Source organism: Planococcus halocryophilus (assembly GCF_022489025.1).
GTDB classification, from domain to species: domain Bacteria; phylum Bacillota; class Bacilli; order Bacillales_A; family Planococcaceae; genus Planococcus; species Planococcus halocryophilus_A.
On the sequence record NZ_JAKVTG010000015.1, the window covers coordinates 12,128 to 32,969 of the forward strand.

General features: G+C 38.8%; 22 protein-coding genes. 8 read left to right on the forward strand and 14 right to left on the reverse strand.

Going from position 1 to position 20,842, the window contains the following annotated elements; genetic code table 11:
• Nucleotides 1-51 precede the first annotated feature (51 nt).
• The 5 genes from MLE13_RS18035 (at nt 52) to MLE13_RS14370 (ending at nt 4,172) form a co-directional block, all read left to right on the forward strand.
• Nucleotides 52-1,005 carry a restriction endonuclease gene (locus tag MLE13_RS18035; RefSeq protein ID WP_240750361.1) on the forward strand — a complete coding sequence of 318 codons (954 nt, stop codon included), beginning with the start codon at nt 52-54 and terminating at the stop codon, nt 1,003-1,005.
• Nucleotides 1,006-1,076: 71 nt separating this feature from the next.
• Nucleotides 1,077-1,775, forward strand: a complete 699-nt coding sequence (locus tag MLE13_RS14355) for a hypothetical protein (RefSeq protein ID WP_240750362.1) — start codon at nt 1,077-1,079, stop codon at nt 1,773-1,775.
• Nucleotides 1,776-2,078: 303 nt separating this feature from the next.
• Complete coding sequence (locus tag MLE13_RS14360; protein ID WP_240750363.1) at nt 2,079-2,420, forward strand: type II toxin-antitoxin system RelE/ParE family toxin; 342 nt, start codon at nt 2,079-2,081, stop codon at nt 2,418-2,420.
• Between the two features lie 333 nt (nt 2,421-2,753).
• Nucleotides 2,754-3,299: a YjzC family protein gene (locus tag MLE13_RS14365; RefSeq protein WP_240750364.1), complete on the forward strand. Its 546-nt coding sequence runs from the start codon at nt 2,754-2,756 to the stop codon at nt 3,297-3,299.
• Between the two features lie 318 nt (nt 3,300-3,617).
• Nucleotides 3,618-4,172: a GNAT family N-acetyltransferase gene (locus MLE13_RS14370; RefSeq protein WP_240750365.1), complete on the forward strand. Its 555-nt coding sequence runs from the start codon at nt 3,618-3,620 to the stop codon at nt 4,170-4,172.
• Nucleotides 4,173-4,604: 432 nt separating this feature from the next.
• Here MLE13_RS14370 and MLE13_RS14375 read toward each other — a convergent pair whose 3' ends face one another.
• From MLE13_RS14375 to MLE13_RS14435, 13 genes are all read right to left on the reverse strand, one after another.
• Entirely contained in the window at nt 4,605-5,198 is a 594-nt protein-coding gene (locus MLE13_RS14375) for a PBECR4 domain-containing protein (protein WP_240750366.1), read from the reverse strand.
• A gap of 869 nt (nt 5,199-6,067) precedes the next feature.
• A complete protein-coding gene (locus MLE13_RS14380; RefSeq protein ID WP_240750367.1) occupies nt 6,068-6,430 on the reverse strand; it encodes a YolD-like family protein in 363 nt (120 codons plus the stop codon).
• 185 nt (nt 6,431-6,615) lie between these two features.
• A complete protein-coding gene (locus MLE13_RS14385) occupies nt 6,616-6,867 on the reverse strand; it encodes an AbrB/MazE/SpoVT family DNA-binding domain-containing protein (protein WP_240750368.1) in 252 nt (83 codons plus the stop codon).
• Nucleotides 6,868-6,878: 11 nt separating this feature from the next.
• On the reverse strand, nt 6,879-8,390 hold the full coding sequence (locus MLE13_RS14390; protein WP_240750369.1) for a hypothetical protein: 1,512 nt from the start codon (nt 8,388-8,390) through the stop codon (nt 6,879-6,881).
• 24 nt (nt 8,391-8,414) lie between these two features.
• Nucleotides 8,415-9,167, reverse strand: a complete 753-nt coding sequence (locus tag MLE13_RS14395) for a hypothetical protein (protein WP_240750370.1) — start codon at nt 9,165-9,167, stop codon at nt 8,415-8,417.
• Between the two features lie 12 nt (nt 9,168-9,179).
• Nucleotides 9,180-10,202, reverse strand: coding sequence for a conjugal transfer protein TrbL family protein (locus MLE13_RS14400; RefSeq protein WP_240750371.1), 1,023 nt, complete (start codon nt 10,200-10,202; stop codon nt 9,180-9,182).
• Nucleotides 10,199-10,462, reverse strand: coding sequence for a hypothetical protein (locus MLE13_RS14405; RefSeq protein ID WP_240750372.1), 264 nt, complete (start codon nt 10,460-10,462; stop codon nt 10,199-10,201). Before MLE13_RS14405 ends, MLE13_RS14400 begins: the two co-directional genes overlap by 4 nt.
• A gap of 14 nt (nt 10,463-10,476) precedes the next feature.
• Nucleotides 10,477-11,028, reverse strand: coding sequence for a hypothetical protein (locus tag MLE13_RS14410; protein WP_240750373.1), 552 nt, complete (start codon nt 11,026-11,028; stop codon nt 10,477-10,479).
• A complete protein-coding gene (locus MLE13_RS14415; RefSeq protein ID WP_240750374.1) occupies nt 11,025-11,810 on the reverse strand; it encodes a peptidoglycan DD-metalloendopeptidase family protein in 786 nt (261 codons plus the stop codon). Before MLE13_RS14415 ends, MLE13_RS14410 begins: the two co-directional genes overlap by 4 nt.
• A gap of 311 nt (nt 11,811-12,121) precedes the next feature.
• Nucleotides 12,122-13,993: a VirB4 family type IV secretion system protein gene (locus MLE13_RS14420; RefSeq protein ID WP_240750375.1), complete on the reverse strand. Its 1,872-nt coding sequence runs from the start codon at nt 13,991-13,993 to the stop codon at nt 12,122-12,124.
• A 14-nt stretch (nt 13,994-14,007) separates the two neighbouring features.
• A complete protein-coding gene (locus tag MLE13_RS14425; protein WP_240750376.1) occupies nt 14,008-15,024 on the reverse strand; it encodes a TrsD in 1,017 nt (338 codons plus the stop codon).
• Nucleotides 15,025-15,069: 45 nt separating this feature from the next.
• On the reverse strand, nt 15,070-15,294 hold the full coding sequence (locus MLE13_RS14430) for a hypothetical protein (RefSeq protein ID WP_240750377.1): 225 nt from the start codon (nt 15,292-15,294) through the stop codon (nt 15,070-15,072).
• Between the two features lie 215 nt (nt 15,295-15,509).
• Entirely contained in the window at nt 15,510-16,451 is a 942-nt protein-coding gene (locus MLE13_RS14435; protein WP_240750378.1) for a replication initiator protein A, read from the reverse strand.
• A gap of 293 nt (nt 16,452-16,744) precedes the next feature.
• Here MLE13_RS14435 and MLE13_RS14440 point away from each other — a divergent pair, with 293 nt between their 5' ends.
• Nucleotides 16,745-17,053 carry a helix-turn-helix domain-containing protein gene (locus MLE13_RS14440; RefSeq protein ID WP_071154437.1) on the forward strand — a complete coding sequence of 103 codons (309 nt, stop codon included), beginning with the start codon at nt 16,745-16,747 and terminating at the stop codon, nt 17,051-17,053.
• Nucleotides 17,054-17,171: 118 nt separating this feature from the next.
• Here MLE13_RS14440 and MLE13_RS18040 read toward each other — a convergent pair whose 3' ends face one another.
• Nucleotides 17,172-18,683 (reverse strand): primase C-terminal domain-containing protein, encoded by a 1,512-nt coding sequence (locus tag MLE13_RS18040; RefSeq protein ID WP_240750379.1) that lies wholly within the window; start codon nt 18,681-18,683, stop codon nt 17,172-17,174.
• A gap of 918 nt (nt 18,684-19,601) precedes the next feature.
• Between MLE13_RS18040 and MLE13_RS14450 the strand changes: the two genes are divergently transcribed.
• Both MLE13_RS14450 and MLE13_RS14455 read left to right on the forward strand, forming a co-directional pair.
• Complete coding sequence (locus MLE13_RS14450; RefSeq protein ID WP_240750380.1) at nt 19,602-20,411, forward strand: AAA family ATPase; 810 nt, start codon at nt 19,602-19,604, stop codon at nt 20,409-20,411.
• A complete protein-coding gene (locus MLE13_RS14455; RefSeq protein ID WP_240750381.1) occupies nt 20,404-20,838 on the forward strand; it encodes a hypothetical protein in 435 nt (144 codons plus the stop codon). Before MLE13_RS14450 ends, MLE13_RS14455 begins: the two co-directional genes overlap by 8 nt.
• Nucleotides 20,839-20,842 lie beyond the last annotated feature (4 nt).

Consider the following 20,842-nt stretch of genomic DNA (forward strand, 5'->3'; position numbering starts at 1 on the left):
CTATCAAACTGATTCTACTGGTGTTTTCATCAAATCTCTGGAGGTATTTATGTGACTCAAATTTACCATTATCCGCCCGATCTATTTAATCTCCTAGTACAAACTATACCTTTATTATGTAAATCCAAAAAAGACACACTTAATTTCTTAAAAGGTTCAGGTATTTCCTATAAATTCATGAGCGATGTGACTAACCAAGTCGACTTAGATCGTAATTCTATAGGCAAAGCAGAAATAGTCAGAACGGTTTTAGTAAGAATAAATGAAGATGGGGATACTTCTTTGAGACCACGAAGGGAATTATTAAAAAGAGTCACAGAATTTGAAAACTTTGAAGCGTGTTGGGAGAAAGATAGACTCCCTGCAAAAGCTTTGGTTGGCGAAATAAGAAGCTTAATCAATGTTAAGGATTCTTTTACAAGAATGAAGGAAGAACGCGAAAAACAAGTGAGGAAAAATCAGGAAGAATATTTGAAGAAAGCGCAAGAAAAAGAAAAGCAGTATAAAGAGATTCATTCTATAAAGTCGCAACTATACAACTTATTTTCCTTTACGGATGCTCATAAAAGAGGGAAAGAGTTGGAAAGTGTATTGAACCGTCTGTTTCAAGCTGCCGGATTTTTAGTACGAGAAGCTTTTGAACTTAAGGGCGATAATAGCGAAGGCGTGATAGAACAAATAGATGGTGCTGTTGAGATAGATGGAGAACTCTATTTAGTAGAAATGAAATGGTGGAGCAAGCCGATCGGTGCAGGGGAAATTTCTCAACACTTAGTACGTCTTTATGGCCGGGGGGAAGGAAAAGGAATTTTCATTTCAAATTCCAGCTTTACAAAACCAGCTATAACTCTATGTAAGGAATTTCTTTCAACGTCTGTTATTTGTCTTTGTGGACTTGAAGAAATTGTAATGGCCCTAGAAACTGACAAAGATTTAACACAACTGTTTAAAGAAAAAATACAAGCAGCGGTCTTAGATAAAAATCCTCATTACATCAGTTACTAATTTTAAGTCATGAAACACTCTTTATATAGAAGAAAACTAAAAAATCTTATTCTCGCTATAGAAAGGGAAAAATGAAGAAAAATAATGAAAAGCATCATTTAAATGCACTACTAGTAGTAATTGGATTATATTTTTTATTAGGTCTTACAATTTACTTCACCATAAGTTGGCAAAACCCTGATTTTGTTGAAAGCATCACTATAGTAGCTATGTTTTGTATCCTTATTCTATCATTTGAAGGATTTGAGCAAGCCCTACTTTCTACACTCAAATGGAAAAAAACTTTACAAATTTCCCTAGTAGTGAAAGAGTTAGTAATCTGTTTCTTTATTTCTTTAATGTCTTTATTAGCTGCTTCAAAAATAATGATACTTTTTGCGGGTGATATTCCTCTTACAAAGAATCTGTTCAACCTTTTAATAAGCGTAACTTTTATTCTCTCCCTTTTCCTTTATTGGTTTTACATATACATAAATGTTCCTAAGCATTTAGACAATTTGTATACAAAATTTAGCAAGACAAGCATAAGCTCAACTATGTCTATTAAAAATCAACTCGATAAAAAGGTAGTTCTCAATCTAATTGATTTGTTTGCTATTTTTACAACAGTTTTTTTACTATCAAATTCTACTGCTGCGGGAATTACAAATACTTCAACTCCTTCAGCAATCGACTTCTTCGAAAGCACCGAATTTAGTTTGCTATTTATCGTTATGGCTGTATATGTTTTAGCTGCGTATCATAAGCTACCTTTGAAAACTAATGACTAACTACTTTAATATAAATACAAAAGAAAGATATTAAACCAACTGAATCTTATATTTTCATAAGTAAACACCTACATTTTCTTTTATCAATAATTAATTGATGAATAGAAGATTGGGTGTTTTTTCAATATCTTAGAATATTTCATTTTAAAATTAATTGAAAGATATGTGCAACTAGAACCTAAGATACAATTTCTTGCCATTATATATTTTATAATATACAATAAAACAAATTGATATCTTTGGGGGTATCACTTTTGCACAATTGAATATCTTACAAAAAATCAATCAGAGAGGGAAATGATTATGAAAGTAGTAATCGATAATCATGGATCTCGCAGTTGTCAGGCCTGGATTGATAATCTTGAAAAAACAGATCGTATCGCTTACAAAAAGTTGAACAATGAGCTCGTTTACTTAGAGATGTTCGGTAAAGAGATGCTAAAAGGTGGAAATAAGCCACAGAGTATCAAACCTTTAACTGATACCGATGGAATTTGGCAAATCCGTATCGATGACTACAGGGTGCTGTTTTTCTATTATGAAAGCAATGCCATAGTGGTGACAAACGGCTTTACGAAAAAAAGAGCAACAACTCCAAAGGGAGAAATCAAGAAAGCCAAATCAGTTAAGAATTTGTATACTTAATTTTTTATCATGGCCTGACATGCGATGATACTAGACATTGATTGAAGTATTCCATGCCATAAAATAGTGGAATACTTCAATAATCGATGATTACTAATAATCAGATTGGAGCCTCAATACTATAATTTCATCGTCAGTATAATTGACGAGCAAACTCAATGATTCATTAATTAATTATGTTAGGAGGAATATTGAAATGATTAGTGAGACTTTACTGAAACTTATATACTTACAAAAGAATCTTTGAATTCACTTTTATAACTATACTAATTAATAAATTATAGTTTTTATGATTCTTAACTTTATGAAATATGAACCTTAGGAGAGAACATTATGTATACGTTAAAGCAAATGCATAGAAAGGAAGCTGCAGAGAATATTGATCGCTTTATAGTAGAGACTTTAGTTTCAAAAATAAGAGCATACCGTATCTTTTTCAACATATCTCAACGTGAACTTTCTAGAAAATCAGGAGTAACCCAAAATATTATTTCTCGCATGGAAAGTGGTATTGCAGTACCACAATTACAAACACTAATTAAGTTGTTAGAAGCATTAGAATTAGATATCGAGATTAATGTTAAACCTAGAGAAAAAGAGGAAGATTTTTTAGAGTCTATAAATCAAGATAAACTAAAAGAAATGCGGCAGAAAACACAAGAAGTAATTAATGATCACTTTCAAGATAACTTAATAGAGGAGGTGAATAACATGAGTGAATTAATTAAACCTGGCACTGACAATAAACCGCCAGGCAAATACAAAGAAGTTGGTCCGCGTGGAGGCGAAGTTTCCAATCCTCGAAAAGTGAAGATCGATCAAGGGGATCGTCTACCGCCGACTCAGGAACCAGGTCGAAAGTGGATAAAAACTAAATAAAATCGCTTCGGATTTAATTTTTCTAACGTAAAAAAAGACGCCTTTACAGTATTAATCTGTAAGGGCGTCTTCTAGTTGATTAGTAGAACTACACTGATTTAAGTTTTAATAATCCTCTATTTTCATAACCTAATGGTATATTTATGGAAAGTATTCACAAACAAGAATGTTAATGTCATGGATTACTGATATGTTGGTTTAACTAACGTTGTGATTAAGAATGTTTAAACTTCAAGTAAATGATCATTTCCGGACTATTCTTGCAACTTTCTTGAGCTGTGAAGGGAAACTAAAACGAATGAAAGGCGTGTGAATGGAATGGTCTATCTAGGTGATAAGCCACTACTTGTAGGAGAGACAGTTATTCTTAGACCGTTTAAGGATGAGGACTTTCCTTTTATAGAAGAATGTTTAAAAGACCCAGAAGTATTAAAACTGACAGGAAGCGATTCGGATTTTAATCAGAAAGCGACTCTCCATTGGTACAATACAAGAAATAAACAAACAGATCGCTTGGATCTTGCTATTGTTGACCCATCCACGGACTTCTTAGTAGGAGAGGTAGTGATCAATGCATACGATCAAAAAAATCATAGTATGAATTTCAGGATTCTTATCGGACCGAGGGGGAGAAATCAAGGATTGGGAACGGAAGCGACTCGACTTATCATTGATTATATATTCGAAAATACGACACTCAATCAACTAACTTTAAGCGTTTTTGACTTTAATCCAAGAGCCAAGCATGTTTATGAAAAGGTTGGCTTTGTACTATCTAGCATTGATAAAAACGACCTGGAGTTCGAAGGCGTCTGGATTGACTCTATTAATATGAATTTAACAAGAGAGAATTGGCTCAACAGAAAAAAATGATTTTTGAATTAAACGGACGTTGGTTTAACTAACCAAGGACAGCTGTACTAATTGCTGACTTGTTCTTCCAAAATCGGGCGCGATTGTTGATCACACGTTTTAGAAAAGAAGGAGAAGCATAGTAAATTACTGTTTTCGACATTTTTGTCTGAAAGGCTTTCTAATAAACTTGTTAAAAGACGTTCCCAATTTTGGTGAGGTATGCCGAATTTTCGGCTACCCTTTTAGATGTCTAATTTTCGAGAAAAACACACTTGGCCCATCTTATACATACTGTAAAATCATGTGTATTCCTAAGCGCCTTCCAGCCGTAAATAATGCGCTACATTGGACCAAAGAAAAAAGCTGCCTAAGTTATAATTAGGAAGCCTTCGATTTAATCTACTGCTATGTAGGTTTTGATTAATTCTCTGCGGCATTTCAAGATTGTAATCAGGTTACATTTACACTTGTTACTTTTATCAAATAATGGTTTTCTTTCATTGCACTAGACTCTTTCCTATGTGTCGTTATGCTGGTAGGGCGGAATAGATTTTCTTTTTCTGTTTCCCTCAGTTCCACAGCAAAAATGAGTTTGCCTTTTGGCTTTTGGAATATCAAGTCAACCTGCCTTCTAACAAAAACGCTGCCTCGAACATTGGGGTTAACCAGTTTTACTATACATTCACATTCATGAAGCAAATTGTACAAATAAGGAGTAAATTCTAATCTCGCTCTATTTTCATCCCACGCACCTTCATCAGCAGATTTAAGAAATTCTAAATCCCACTCGCCACTCAACATTTTTTCGAACTGGGCTGTGGCATTCCTAGTCGATAGGTTTTTCCAATTTTGTAGCCCCATTAAATGTGGTAACTGAGATCCCTCAGCTTCGATAATGAAGCTGGGGATTTTTTTATGATTAGTTGTGTACTCAAATTTTTTAGGTGCAACATGTTCCTCAAAAAACTGCATAAAGAAACGCAAATCTATTGGATTTTCTTTAGTGAATCCATCAAAATTTTTGGCCCATTCCTCTGTGTACATATAAGCCCCCCTAACGAAAAAGGACTCCGACATGGTTATGTCAGAGCCCTGTACTTTAAAGATAATGTAGGATGTCCCATCTAAGCCTCAGGGAAAGGCAGCCGTGATAGTCTTTGTCATTTTCCAACTTAGTAATCGATACTTTCGGGAGAAATGCCGTCACGTCAGAGCAGACTTCCTACTACTAGCCCGCTGTGGTGCAATAACTTAATTCTTTATCTAACCTCAATTTACTATATATACCTGGTAAAAGCAACGAAATGCTACGATATTTCGAGTATTTCCCCATTTTTTGTTGATATTAGTTACTAATACCATGTAAAAGAGGATATATCTTATATGCCTCTTTTTAATGGCTCTAATCTTAAAATTTTTAGCTAGCTATAATCGCCCGCAAGATTGATTGGCTATAAGTAAAGGAATCACGTTCTTTCAATATAGCGCAAAAAGTTAAAGCCTCCTCGATGGCAATCCACAATTATATTCCGGTTTCATAGATATACTAATCTTCATGCAACAAGATAACTTATTCGGATAAATCTCATGGTCGGATGACGCTTAAAGAAGCAAAAGCAACAGATTAAAGTACGTCAATCATGAGTGATCATTGGTCACACCCTCTATATGCAGGATAATGACATATGGTGAGTGAGTAAGCCCTTGTGCTTAATGAACCGCACCCCAAATGGAAGACACTTTAAAAAAAGTGACCCATTTGGGGTGCGGTTCAAGAGTAGCTTGGCTACTCTTTTTTGTTTCCTCATTAACTACAGAATTGAGGTGAAGATGGTTTTAATAGTGAAAATTCTTATAGCATGTTTACAAATGAATCAACCTGTTTAAATAGTTATTTCTAGGACGCCTCTTCTCTAATCGTTAGCTGAAATGGATACGACTTCACGAACTAAGACGCTTCTTCTTTTATTGAACTCCACGTAAATCAACACTTGATTTCGAAAATCGATGTCAATAATGACTCCTTCATGATAATGAAATTCCCCCTCTCTCCACGTTTGAATGCAAACCCAACACTTTCTTTTCATAGCAAGTTCCATCTCTTCTTGTATTAGCTGCAAATCCATTTCCGTTAAATCAGGTTGAGCCACTTTGTCTTCTTTTTCTCGCCATGCTTTGATCAGTTCAACGTGTTCCGTTAGAAACATCCCTTGCCATTTAATGATCCCACGGTCTTTGATTTCCCCAACATGCTTCATGTGTTTGTTCCGTTTCACCTAATCACCCCTAAAAAAATAAGAACACACATTCTTAATATACCACTTAAATTCTATTTCTAAGCGTAGATTTTTAAATAAAAAAAGACCCAAAGAATGAACTCACTCTTCGGATCTTACTAAATGGGTATTCAGTTCACTCTTTTTTCAAGACGATCTTCAACTACCATTACAGCATACGTTCACTATTCACTACTCATGTACTGAACAATTTGTTTCAGTCCTTCTTTACTAATCCACGCCTCACCAATTCGAATGGCCTCATCAGCTACTTTTCCTGTCACAGCGCAAACATATCGCTGACGATGAGGTTCAATGACGATTTGTCGTTCATTATGTGTGATGTCGACTTGATCGCCCTCATGCAACTGAAAAATATCTAGAATTTCTTTTGGAATAACCAGACGTCCTGCGTTGTTAATTCGTTTTGTATGCACGATTTCCCCCCTTACTCTGCCTTCATACTTTCTTCGATTGCTTGATTGAGTTCCTTTAAGCGTACTTCATATTTCTTTACTGCTTTTTTATCTTCTTCTTTGGCTAACGCTTCTTCTATTTGCTGTTTCTCTGTTCGCCATTCCTTTAACGTGAGTGCCTTCTTTTCGGCTTCGAGCACCTGGCTCATCCATGCTTCATCGGTTAGGCTATGTTTGTCTAGAAAGCCTTTAGCGCCTTGAAAATCCTTTTCTTCAACAAATGCTTCGATGACGGTTTCAATCCGCTGATCTGTTAATTCCACTTGATTCCGTAGTTCAATAATTCGCGACCACTCGGCTTCTACCGATGCCAGTTCAAACTCCACCACTTCGGCAGGTTCCTCTGTCATGTCTTGAAGCTCTTTCAGTCCTTCTACATCGTTATTTTGCCTAAGTTGCGCAGCAATTTCTCCAATCAACGTTGGCTGATGGGCAAGCGCTTTTTTGTAGTCACCTTGCTCAATATACAGCTGATTGAGTACAGCTTGATCTGCAACTGGCAATTCACTGTAGTCTACCGACTCTAAACGTTCTACTACTCCTTCAGTATCTCCTAAAAGTCCTTCTCGGTAAACGTCTGCTAGATTTAATTCAGCACTGTCCACTTCTCTTGCCTCTTTTGTCTCTGCATTTTCTGTTGCTTGTGTTAGAAGTACGTTTAAACCGAATGCAGCTAATAGAACAGCAACCACCCCAACGAACAACTTGTTGTTTCCGGTAGTTGTCGATTTCGTCTGTTTCTCTTTTGGCTTCTTTGGAAAAGAAATGAAGCGCTGTACATTTTCACGTAGTACCGTTGACGAACCTGCCCATTTCTTTTGGGTTTGTTTGGAGCGTTCGAGTTCTTGTTGTTGCAGTTGTTTCTTTTCTTCTACTTGATTCGACACATCCAACACATATGCTTCGATTTCTTCTAAGGATTGCAAGCGCAAGTAGATGGTTTCAGCAAACCGAATCACTTCGTCGCTTTGTTCTAAGAAGTCTGTTCTTCTTGGTCTGCCAAACACTTGATTGAGTCGTGTCAGTGAAATGATGATAAGGTCTTTAACAGCCATTACGCGTTCTTTGTCATTGTGTAAAGGCATCACTTCATTTTCTGTGACCAGTACATGAAGGCGCGATTCTTCTTTATTCAGTACAAAGTTTTCTTTTTGCCACAACACATTGACATCGTACTGCTGAGCTAAGCGAACAAGGGATAAATAATACGGCAACTTGTCTTCAAATTCCATCGCCTTCAGCGCTGTAAACGCATGTAGGTCCGTTAAGTCATACGCAAATCGGACCTGCCCCGATTGAAAGGAGATCTGTTGTGCTGATAAGAAGGTTGGGTCTCCCATTACTTGTTGCATTTGTTTTTCATATGCTCGTTCAATTTGTTCCATCTCTTCTGTCTTAAAAGCAGACAATGGCTGCAAGAAATAAAACGAGTTTTGATTGATTTCGATCGTTCCTATCTGATTGGCGATTGTTCGAATAACCATGCTGTGTTCACCACCTTTATAAGACTATTGAAGCTCCGGATAATAAGCTAAGGCTTCTTCAACTTCTTTGCGATAGGCTTCTTGTTCAGCTTCTACCTCGCTCTCTGGGACGCGAGATTGAATCCCTTCATATTCTTTATCAGCTTCTTTTAAATTGATTGATGGGATATCCAATGCAGGGTGTTGAACTAAAATTAATTTATTATCTTTACTCTTTACAAATCGAATCTCTGAAGATTGTTCTTCCTCTTTACTCTCATATTTATAGGTAGTTTTTGAAAATATTAATTCTGATTTTGAAAAATGAAGCGATTTGTATTCTTCACTTTCACTTGTATCTATTTCTAGTTGCATAGTTTCTATTCCGTCGTATTCACAATGACCTAAACTACATGGTTCACTATTTTTTTTGTTAAAATAGACTTTTTCATTTTCACCAGTTGCTCCTTGAAAAGCAATTCCACCGGCAAATTCTTCTTTTATCTTTTCGAAAACGATCTTGTCAGCTTTATCTTGAACTTGAGTATTAAAAGATGATTCATCTTTTAACATTATCTCTTCATCTTGAATGCTCTGATTTACTTCTTTCTCAAGCTCTTGCAACCTTTCGTTCAAAAAAACGATTATTTCTTCTGCTTGTTCAACATCTGTTTCGGTAAATACTTTTTCGTTATCTGAACCTTGCTCTGTTTCTTCCTGATTTTCAGCATCTGAATTACAAGCTCCAAGTACCGAAACAACTATTAGTAAGATTAGTAAATATAAATATTTCCTCATCATTACACTCCTTTATCTTCTTGCATATCGAGCAACATATTTAACTGATGACCCAACTGCTTTTGCAGAACCTGTAGAAGCTCCAAATTGATTCAATAATGTAGGAATCGTTAACCCTACGATAAAGAAAATCATTCCTAAAATCATGCTTCCTCCATCGGTTAGATCCACTAGTGTTTTTATTCCTAAAACAAAACATAATAATTGGATTGTAAGAGTTAGGATATTACTCACCACTGTTTTCAACCAAAGATTAAAAAAATTGTACTGATCATTAACTATTGTAGGAATCGCTAGGACACCTGTTATATAAAGAATTACAAATAATACTGTTCGATAAAGAATTGATAGGAAAAAAATGAACAGAATGGCTGACACAATAATCATTAAAATTAGCCCATAACCTACTGAGTTCACAGCCATTACTTGCATAATATCGTAATGAGTAACCGGTGACGTTAGCATCGTTTCTGTCAGTAGATGAGTTAACTCCAAAATCCAATCAAACAATTGAGCATAGACACCCAGCAAAATACCTCCAGTGACTACAGCAATTAACTTGTCATGAAGCGAATTCATTCCCTCTTCTCCATTTCCAGTGTACAGGATAACAATTTTCGTCGTTTGCCATACAATAAAAATGGCTGTAATTGTCCATGCTAACGATTTAAAATTTAGCATGTATCCTTCATAAACAGGATTTCCTGTAATAAAATCGGCATCAATCTGAAACTTACTGAAGCTATCTACCGCGCCAAATATAAACCCACTTACTGTCGTGAATAAGAAGCTATTGGTATGACAACCGATTTCATGCCATTTGCAGCTAAATTGATTTGTACTGTAATCATATTGTTCAAGATAAAGAACGTTTTTCATATAAGATTCAACACTGTCTACTTTTTCACTATTTGACTGGGTTGTCTTATATTCTTCAATTGTCTCTTCCATAAATTGGCCCTCTTCAGCAACTACTGAAATCGGAAGGAAGAAGAAAAAAAGCAAAAGAAATACTGCTATCAAAATTCTTCTCACATCATTACCTCCTTATTCAATAGTGTCAAAATAAGAAAAAGAAGAGGAACAATTACGACCATCGCCCACTTCATAATGATTTGTTTCTTTATATCAACCTTCTCTTTGTCACTCAGATGCTTATCGTACATCAATTCAAACTTGCGTTCTTCCTGTTCAATGGCTGTTCGAGAAAGTCGATCAATCAATCGATCCATCTTCTGTTGGATTTGTTGCTGGAAGACGAGTACCTGTTTGAGTTGTTCTTTCATCTCGATCATCCTTTCACTTCCATTTATCCGTTTTTCATCGCTTCCTCGAACGCTTCTCCGGACGTTAAGGGCTCCAAATCATGCGCATTCACTTTCCATTCACCTTGCTCTTCTATCCAGTGGATTTGCGACATGAGGTACATCACACGCTGCGTACCTGGTGTTTCCCGTTCTCCGTCTACACCCGTTAAAGTAATTCGGTAAATCGCGTAGACCTGATACCCTTCTTGTTCCGGACGAACGGAAATATTGAATACCTCTAGATCTTCCGTATCGCTTCGGCTATGACCGTGCATCGTTTCAGCTTCTTCGACTTCGCTTTCAACTTCTGAACGGTACGCTTCTGAAAAATAACGAATGGAGTCGCCTTCAAATGTGGCTTCGATAAAGGCTTCCGTCTGAGCATAGAGTGCTTCTTGTTGTGTTTCTTTTGTGGTTAGCTTCTCGACTTGCTTTGTGAGGTGCTCATTTTTCTTTTCGGCGTCTTGTTTGCTGAAGTACAGGTTGAAACTCACGATTGCGAGTAGCAACGCAAGCGCCCCAAGCACAATGGTTTGTAAGTTTACTGGTTTCACGCGCCCTCTTCCTTTCCAGCTTCGAGATACTTCATGGGATTGACTCGGTTGCCAAACATGCGATCCGTATGGATTTCAAAGTGCAAGTGATCACCAGTCGAACGTCCAGTAGTGCCACACTGACCTAGAGGTTCAAGTTGGCCAATTTCCTGTCCCACTTTTACGTCAATTTTGCTGAGATGGGCATATAAGCTAAAGTACTTGTTTGCATGTTCAACAACGACCACGTTTCCGTACGTTGCCAAAATACCGGATGGATAAGAGGCAAAAACCACAGTCCCTTCTTTCGCTGCGTGAATCGGATCCGGTTGGCTACACGCTAAATCGACGCCTTCATGCGCTGACACATCTCCGGTGATGGGATGGACACGAATGCCGAAGTTCGAATTAACGGTGACATTTGGAATCGGTTGAACAAACTCACCTGTATTGCTCGTGCAGTTCATTGTTAATCCACCTAACGAGCTCACCACTTGGGCGACGTTTGGAACCCAATGACTGTTTAAATTGGTCGGGTCATTACTAGCTCCTATCGGTGCATAAACAGAACCTAGGTCGGCAATCGTTACAAGTCCGTCTTGAATGATTCGGTTGTGCAGCGTCTTGCCCATCGAAGCAATGCCTTCTTCCAACGTATCAAAGACAAACAGTCCATTTGCTCCCATCAACCCTCCGGGATTGTTCTTTTCCACCACAGCCGAAGACGTCCCGTAGCCGGTTTCGTGCAACGCAATGGCAGCCATCAACACAGGATCAATGTCCTGTTCTTCGGCTACTGACAAGAACACGTCCTCCATTCCCTCAAAAACGCCCGCAGAGGCGAATTCTGCTTCCCAAAGGGCTTTGTCCAATTCACCTTTCGGGGCGCAGTATGCGCCTCCTGAAGAAGCTGAGAGCGCGTCTAAATTGCTATTGGGGTCGTCTAAGTTAAAACCTTCGCCCTTACTAGCCATCGACATGAAGACTGGCATGATGATTAGCAAAAGGGTGACCCCAACGGCAATCAATCCCAATGGACTGAACAATACCTTTGTCAGCAAGATGGACCCGATTGTTTTGGCTGTATCTTTTGGATTCATGCCCTCATCCCTTTTCAAATCGTCAGTTCGTTAATGCTCTTCTGTTCAAACCACAGCTTCTCGGTCACTTCGTTTAATTGGACTTCGAGCTTGATTTTTTTGGAACCGGTATAGAAAATGCCTTTGCCGGCTTGCTCTTTCTTTTTGCCGTCTTTCAGAATCAACGTCGATCGTTCTTCTTTGGAAAATTGATTGCCGAGTTCTTCTTCCAGGTACTTTAGCTCTTCCTCACTCATCGGCAAATACAGCCGTTGAACGGATTGCGTAATGATGGCTTTCCCGTAGTTCCGGTTCTCATCGCGTGCCGATAAGAAGTCTTCCACCGACTGAGAAGCTGTCGTGATGCCACAGTTGAACGACCGGAGGACTTTCATCATGAAATAGATGAATTCCATCGCTTTCGGCACTTTGGGATCGGCAATGACGTGCGCTTCATCAATGAAGATCTCGCTCGGCTGCCGGTCGCCACTCATGATTTCATAGGTCGTGTGCGAAAGAATATTGTAGAAGAGAATGCGCTGAATCTTTTCGTTGTTGCTCATTTCCTTCAAGTCGTAGCACACCAACTCATTATCAATATTGACGTTCGTCGATCCGTTGAACAGTTCCGAATAGATGCCGTAAACATACGTTTCCAAGGTCGTATGGAAATCCCGGATGCGCTCGTATAACGGTGGATCGTTCTGTTTGTCTCGTTCAATCAGCTGATACAAGTCTTCCAATACGGGGTAGTCGTCGGCCGTCAGTTGGTTCACATCGGTCGTCTCATCAATCCCTTTTTCTTCGTAGACTTTCTGGATGTACCGGCTCAAGATGTCTTCTTGCAAGTCGCTCATCGAGTTGTACATCAGTTGGAACATGACCAGTAAATTCGAAATCTTTGTCAGCAAGATGTTGCCCAGCTCGGTTTCTTCGAGTTGAATCTTCTCGCTGATTTTTGGAAGATCCATCGGATTGATCCGGTTTCCGCCTTTCAGCTGAAACTTCACCCACGCCCCACCAAGATCTGCGTAGTTCCGACCAAATTCCCCTTTCGGGTCTACCGTGATGATTTTCCGACCGAGCATGTGCTTATTGGTCATGTTCGCAAACAAGTACGTAGATTTGCCGATCCCGGAAATGCCAATGACGAACTCATGCCGGTTCAAAAGCGTCGTATCGTCGACAATCACGACATTTCCGGTCGTCATGTTTCGTCCTTTGATCAAGCCGGTTTCGGAGAACATTTCGTTCTCATGAAACGGGAAGAAATACGAGATTGCTTCCGAGTTGGTCATCTTGTACGTCAGTTCGTCGACTTTGTTGTCATTCAGGGGCAAAAACGAACGAAAGGCATCGACCGCACGGTCTGTCGGGTTGTGAATGATGCCGATCTTCGAGAATTTGCTTTTGACGGTCGTCGTCAGTTGATCCAATTCTTCCTGAGAAGTCGCCACCAAATGAATGAGCGTATGAAACAGGTAAATCTTGTCGTTACGGTACGACAAGTTCCGCAACATTTCCGAGGCACTTTCAATTTGCCCTTCCGATTCAATCATCGTCTGTTCATCGGCGAAGCGCGTATTCATTTTCATTCGGTTCTGCTTGATGCTTTTCACAAGTTGCGTGCGCACCTCGCCCATGTTGTATTCCTGCATGTAATGGACCAGCGACACGTTCTCGGGAATCTCGGTCACTTGCTGAATCTTGTTTTGATCTTGAATCGGGTCGTAGTCCACGATGAGAAGCGTCCGGGTGTAATTGGCTCCTACACGAACCGAGGAATCAAACTCCGTCAAGTTGTCCGGGGCAATGGCCGTGAGAAGCGTTTCGTTCATGCCACTGACCGTATCTTCAAAGGTTGTTTCATCTACTTGTTTGGGCTGTAGCCACTTCGGTTTCCACATCCGTTGTCCACCTCCTATTCAAATCGATCGTTGAGCAAGCTCTTGTATTGCTCAACCAAGGCTTTCGCGGTATTCTTCCCAACCACGACGTCCAGCTTGGCGTTCGTTTTGTGAACGATGTTCTGTCCTTGCGCTTGAGCATTCTCAAAATCGATGCACGCATAATAGAACTTCAACAAGTCGTCGTTCTCCAAAATCTTGACGTCTAATTTCTCGTATCCCGATAACATCTGTTCGAGCTTCGATTGAAGAATGTTCGCCGTGGTTTCCAGCTTCAAGTAATCTTTCGGAGAGTTGGTCATCGGCTTGGAAATCACTAAATACCGTTTCCGGGTCACCATGTTTTTCGACTTTTGAATGCGTTCAATTTGATCGGCGTACCCTTGTTTCAGCATGCGCTTCGCATACGAGGAATTTTGATCCACTTGTTCGTTGAACCACATCAGGTAATTCGTTAAGTTGATCGGTTGCGCCACTTGCATCAGTTGAATTTGTTTCTCGCCCGTATCGTTGATAAATGCTTGATAGGCCGACAATACATTTTCTTTCGCCAGTTCGTTCATGAGCGATAAGTTGACCGAAGAGACTTCCAACACCTTAATCAAACGCCGGTCCGAGGACTCCAAACAGCCGTTGGCAATATTCGCTAATCCTAATTCCGTTCGCGTGTCGCGTTCGTTTCGGCTCATGGGTAAGGCTCCTTTCGCGTAATGAAAATCTTTCTTCCGGTGTTTCGCCCGTAATTTCCACATCACTTTGTATTGCAAGAGCGACAAGTTTTTTCGAACGGGGTGTTTGTTCAACTGAAACACCGTCACGATCATCGCTGGCACAAACGCCACAAGCAAAAGTTGTTGATTCAACGTCCCGGCTTGATACAACATATACGAGATGAAGGCGCCCAAGAGTAAAAACGGGGAAACAATGAACACATCCTGGAATGATATATTCCCATACAAGTATTTCTTGGTATCAATGTTTAAGGGCAACTCCACTTTCCCTCGCTCACGCAGCCGTTCCTGACGTTCCATGTAGGAATCTGTCCGCATTGGTATCACATACTTTCTCACGTTTTCTTACAGGTTCATTTGGATGTACTCGATGACCGGTTTCGCTAACAGGAACAACACCACGCCCAAGACGCAGAGTTTTATGCCATTTTTAAATTTTGGTGCCGATTGTTCATCGCCTGCCCAAACGCCAATCGCTGAAATCACCAACCCAATCATAAAAATCGTAATGAACGTTGTTTGCATGTCACTGAACAACGTATTTAAGAACACACTAATTCGATCAAACACATTTGCCACCACCTTTCTTCCGTTGCCTCTACGTTAACAAATTGCCTAAAAATAGGCAATCGAAAATGGTAAATAATTGGTACTACTTAAATCCCCTTTTAAATCTCTTGTAAATAAAGGTTTTTCACATCTATCGTACTTTTTTCTTAGTCTTTAATTTGAAAGTCCCAAAAATACCCATGAATAGTTTTACATATACATTAAAAAAACGGAAGTCACTTGGACTTCCGTTTGGCTAGCTTGAGAAGCAATTTCTCTTTCTCAGCCGCTAATTCTTCTGGAGAAGACATACTTGGTTTGACATCTTCTTTTTCTGATTGGTTCAACCATGCCGGAGTTCGCTCGGTTCTGACCGGTTGTTGAGAAGAAGTTGTTTGAATCCCCAACCATCTCTTTTTATCTTCAACTGCTTTAGTTAAACGCGCTGTAATGCTCTTAATACGTCCCGGTGTCCGTTCAAGGGAATACTGCAAGGCATCCGCATACTGATGAACTGTCAGTACCTCTTGATGGGCCAAGTAGTGGTTCCCAATCTCCTCTACCTCAATGTGATCATCCATCAATCGCTTTTCGTATTTGAATAAGACCTGCACAATCGATTCAGGGAGTGCGATTTTCTCCAGCAACTGATAGATCTTTATTTCAGTCTCACTTAAATCAGTCTTGCTAAAGTCAGTATCATTCGTGTTAACATTTTTAACTTCTTGAAGTAAAGAAGTTTGATTTCTTGAAGTTAAAGATTTTAACTTCTCATGTCCCCCAGGCGATTCAGGCTCATTTGTCGATTGTTCGATCGGCTTAACGTCTGCCACTTCCGCAATCGGTTTTAACAAATATAACCGATTCGACTGGGATAAGCCCATTCGCTTTTCCTCGAGCAAGGCTACGTGATGCAGTTCTTTTTTAATTTTGATAACCGTAGGTTTGCTGCAATTCAAAATCTCCGCGAGTTGTTGATTCCCGTAAAGAAAATAAATATTCCCTTCGTCATCGAACCACTCGTTTTTAATCGATAGATCCAGCCGGTCCTGTAAGATCGCAAAGGCGATTTTTGCATCGTTGCTGATCTTTTTGTAGCGTTCATTTGTAAAAAAGACTTTTGGTAATCGGTAAAATCGTTGTGCTGCCTCTTCGCGTATGTTGTACTTTCCAGTCATGTAATCTGCCCCTTTCATTCTCTTTCGTTTCATCAGAGAAATTTCAAGGGAATTCACGCTCTTCTACAGCAAGGCGAAACAAATGCCCCTACTCGCCAGCACTGCAGTTGTGCTATAATTAAAGCATGAATTGTTCTCTTGAAACTTCTCTACGTGGTCACTCTTTTATTGACGGTCGCCAAACTACCAATAAAAGAGCCTGTAGAGATTTTTTTAATATATATATTAAAATATGGAGAACAGTATAACACGGAAAAAGAAAAACGGCATCGCCACCTGAAAGGATTTTTCATATGACTTCTCAACATGAACCCAATGTTTATGAAAAAATCGGCAGTGCACTCAAGTCTATTCGCCTCGAGAAAAAGCTGAAACTAAAAGACATTGAAGCCATTAGTGACATGAACGGCCCCACAATCTCAAACATTGAACGGGGCAAACAAAATGTGTCTATTGGTTGGTTGATTCATTACGCAAATGTACTCGAAATCGATCCGAATGAGATTTTTTTGCGCGCCTTTAAAGACGATTTCAAAGAAAAACAACTCGAAAAAATATACGAGCGATTCAATACCTATCCTGGTAACGAATCCGATACGTAAACATTCAGCTATCCTGCTGAGTGTTTTTTTATGCCCTAAAAGAGTGATGGATAGATAACCAATAAACAAGCCGGGATAAAAACGCTTGTATACAGATATGTATTGGCAGACTGGACCATTAAGAAGAATTGAATTTTTTTCCAGTTGAAGACGATGAGGATCGCTGTTCACGGAACCAAGCTACCTCTGTCATGACTTCACGAATCGCATCTTTGTTTTCACGCGCTGTACGCATGATGTCCAGTGCTTCTTGGTACAAGACCCGGTGGGTTTGTTGGTAGCTGAGGGCACACTGAAGAAGCACAGCAACCGACGTCAATCCTGTCTTGGCTGCACGGCCTTTCCCACTTTTCTTGATGAGGATTTTCTTGGAGTGTTTGATCACTTCGTTGAACGTACTGCGGGGCATTCCCACAGCTTCGCAAATTTCTTTTTGCGTAGACCAGTGAATCGGCTGTTCCAGTGAACTGACCGTTTGGATATAGCTCAAGAGGTCGATTTCCCATTCATCGTAATGGCTGCGCTTGCGATCTTTTCGTTCTTTCTTAAACTTGTACCAACCGCCCATCGGATTCTCGATGGCCACTTCTTTGTGACTTGCCCATTCCGTTAACAGTTCTTGAATGTACGTCTGATGTGCACCTTTGAATCGGCCTTTGTAAGCACTTCTCACGATTTTTTGGACTTCGCTATGCCGTAAGGGAGAAGCCAGACTTGAATTGTACTCATCAAGCAAATCAAGCGTCTCATCGTTTCCTTTGCCTGCACTGTAGCAAGCGAGCGCTAACGTAAACATTAAGTTGTCGCGTCCCAATTGCCCAGATTCGCCCTTCACGTGACGCGTCTTCAGCAGTTCTTGGAACCAAGCCGTTTGCGTGAGATCTTGAACCGTCGGTTCGTTGGCGACCACAAAGAGTCCCCTCCCCTGATCATCGTCTTGCCGTTTCGACCACGCAATGAGGGAACCAAAGTCGTACACCATTTCTTCGGAGAACCACCGAACGTTTTGTTCATTAGGCATACGGAAAAAACCAAAGTCATTACAAGAAATATCGACTCCTTGTAAAACTTTGGCCAAGCTGCGTTTGATGTTTTCAGAAATGCGCTTCGCTACCTTAAGCCCACGAAAATCGTTTTGATTGCTGATGAATAACGGTTTTGCCAACACAAAATAGACTTGAAACCCTTTCGGCGTTTCTAAGACCATCGTCGGCACGCCAATACTGTGATCCAATGCAGCCGTTAAAATTTCGGTGTATGGTTGTTTTTTCGTATCGATGTCCACGACGAAGGTATTGATTTGTTGGAGGTTCTTCTCTTCGTGTCCCTTGAGGAACCGTCTTTTTTCATCAGAATACCTTAAGTAGTTAAAGACATTAGGATTCCAATGGGAAACCAAAAGAGCGTCCTCCAAGAGAGTTTCTCGGGACGTGATGACATAACCCTTCACACCTGATGGTGTAGAAAGATCCTCTTTTGAGCGAACTACAGAAATCGCTCCTATTTTAGTTCTTTTTTCTTTGTTGGCAGCTTTAATCTGCAAAGGAAGGCTTGCGCTAGAACTTTTTGATTTAAAATTATGAATTCCATCTTTTAAGACAGTGTCGACAATTAAACGTAGTTTACTCACCCAAAACCTTCTCCTTCACTAACTTACCAGTCTTCTTCCCCTAAAGGTAAAGGAATATAAATCCTGTGTAAATAGCTCTATATCAAGGTTTGTACAGTCACAAAAGTAGAAATATCTACTTTTCTACTTTTGTTAGAATGAACCTCATTCTCACAGAAGTAGATATTTCTACTTTTCTACTTTTGTTAGATTGACTCTCATTTTCGCAGAGGTAGATATTTCTACTTTTCTACTTTTGTTAGATTGACTCTCATTTTCGCAGAGGTAGATATTTCTACTTTTCTACTTTCGTTAGATTGACTCTTATTCTCGCGGAGGTAGATATTTCTACTTTTCTACTTTTGTTAGATTGACTCTCATTCTCACATAAGTAGATATTTCTACTTTTCTACTTATGTGAGAATCAGATTAATTTCAATTTCTTTTTTACTATTATAAATACCAATTTAAAAGGGTTTTTTCTACATAATTAAGTTAACAATTCTAACAAAAGTAGATATTTCTACTTTTGTTAGAATTAACATCATTATCGCAAAGGTAGATATTTCTACTTTTCCACTTTTGTTAGAACAAACATTATTCTCGCAGAGGTAGATATTTCTACTTTTCTACTTTTGTTAGAACAAACATTATTCTCGCAGAAGTAGATATTTCTACTTTTCTACTTTTGTTAAATCCACTCTCATTCTCACAGAAGTAGATATTTCTACTTCTCTACTTTTGTTATAACTAAGCTTATTCTCACAAAGGTAGATATTTCTACTTTTCTACTTCTGTTGGAAGGAAGTACATAATATTACATTTACATTACATTTATTTAATCATTCACACAAACTTCTACTTATGTTATTATCAGAAATATACAGAAGTAGAAGTTTGTTAGGTAGAAGTTTGTTAGGTATGAGGAGGAATTGAGAAATGACTGCAAAAACAATAGTTGTTGGTAACTTTAAAGGTGGCGTAGGTAAAACTAAAGTATCTGTTATGACCAGTTGGGAATATGCAACCGTCCATAACAAAAAAGTTTTGTTAATTGATATGGACCCTCAAGGAAATGCCAGTACTTTGATAGCTCGTTCAGTTGGTATAGATAAAATTGAAAAAACTATATTCGATGGTTTTCAAGATGGTAACTTGGAGAACGTTGTCATGAAAATAAACGATAATCTGGATTTAATTCCTGCTGCAGTTTCATTTAAGAACTTCTCAAAGTTTTTATATAAAAATTTCGAAACTGACTTAGAGCAAATTACATTGTTAAAAACTTTAATAGAGCCTCTAAAAGAAAATTATGATTATATTTTTATTGATGTTCCTCCAACAATCAGTGACTACTCGGATAACGCTATGATGGCTTCTGATTATGTTCTTATTATTCTTCAAGCTCAAGAACTTTCTTTGGAAGGGGCAGAGACATATGTTTCATATTTACAATTCATGCATGATGAATATGAAGCTGATATTCAAGTTTTAGGAGTTCTTCCAGTTTTATTGCGAGCTGGTGGCAGGGTTGATCAAACCACTGTGATAAGGGCTACTGAGTTATTTGGAGAGGATAACGTCTTTTCTAATGTAGTTAAGCATCTTGAACGCTTAAAAGCATGGGATATTACCGGAATAAGAAATGATGATCACCATGATAGAAAAGCACATCAAACATTTTTAGCTGTTGTGGAAGAAATGGAAGATAAGCTTGCTCGATTTGAGGAGGAAGAAAACAATGTCTGAAGACTCGAAAAAGGGACCACTGATAAAGAAGAAAACCAAACCTATGGATCGAGCTAAACCAGTGATAGTAAGTAGTAAAAATGATTTTAAATTTTCGAGTAGCGATAAATCTATAGAATCTAAGTCCGAAGTACAAAAAGAACCGGAAGTGAATCAAAAAGTAAAATCAGAAAATATAACTACAGCAAATGAAGAGCCAACAAAACTAACAAAAAGAAAAGGTGTAGTTGGTAAGAACAATAACGTTAAATCGATAAAAGTGCCGCATGATCTCCATGTACAGATAGGCATTCTCGGAAAATTTATGGATGAAAATAAAACATATGCAATTATTTCTGAGCTTGTTGATTATTATAAAAAAAATGAATTAACTGAACGTCAAAAGAAACAAATTGAATATATGACAGAATTCTTAAACGAAAATTAATATC

Coding starts and splice junctions, on each gene's coding strand:
- MLE13_RS14355 (WP_240750362.1), top strand. CDS start 1,077: ATGAAGAAAAATAATGAAAAGCATCATTTAAATGCACTACTAGTAGTA.
- MLE13_RS14360 (WP_240750363.1), top strand. CDS start 2,079: ATGAAAGTAGTAATCGATAATCATGGATCTCGCAGTTGTCAGGCCTGG.
- MLE13_RS14365 (WP_240750364.1), top strand. CDS start 2,754: ATGTATACGTTAAAGCAAATGCATAGAAAGGAAGCTGCAGAGAATATT.
- MLE13_RS14370 (WP_240750365.1), top strand. CDS start 3,618: ATGGTCTATCTAGGTGATAAGCCACTACTTGTAGGAGAGACAGTTATT.
- MLE13_RS14375 (WP_240750366.1), bottom strand. CDS start 5,198: ATGTACACAGAGGAATGGGCCAAAAATTTTGATGGATTCACTAAAGAA.
- MLE13_RS14390 (WP_240750369.1), bottom strand. CDS start 8,390: ATGGTTATTCGAACAATCGCCAATCAGATAGGAACGATCGAAATCAAT.
- MLE13_RS14395 (WP_240750370.1), bottom strand. CDS start 9,167: ATGAGGAAATATTTATATTTACTAATCTTACTAATAGTTGTTTCGGTA.
- MLE13_RS14405 (WP_240750372.1), bottom strand. CDS start 10,462: ATGATCGAGATGAAAGAACAACTCAAACAGGTACTCGTCTTCCAGCAA.
- MLE13_RS14420 (WP_240750375.1), bottom strand. CDS start 13,993: ATGTGGAAACCGAAGTGGCTACAGCCCAAACAAGTAGATGAAACAACC.
- MLE13_RS14425 (WP_240750376.1), bottom strand. CDS start 15,024: ATGGAACGTCAGGAACGGCTGCGTGAGCGAGGGAAAGTGGAGTTGCCC.
- MLE13_RS14435 (WP_240750378.1), bottom strand. CDS start 16,451: ATGACTGGAAAGTACAACATACGCGAAGAGGCAGCACAACGATTTTAC.
- MLE13_RS14440 (WP_071154437.1), top strand. CDS start 16,745: ATGACTTCTCAACATGAACCCAATGTTTATGAAAAAATCGGCAGTGCA.
- MLE13_RS14450 (WP_240750380.1), top strand. CDS start 19,602: ATGACTGCAAAAACAATAGTTGTTGGTAACTTTAAAGGTGGCGTAGGT.
- MLE13_RS14455 (WP_240750381.1), top strand. CDS start 20,404: ATGTCTGAAGACTCGAAAAAGGGACCACTGATAAAGAAGAAAACCAAA.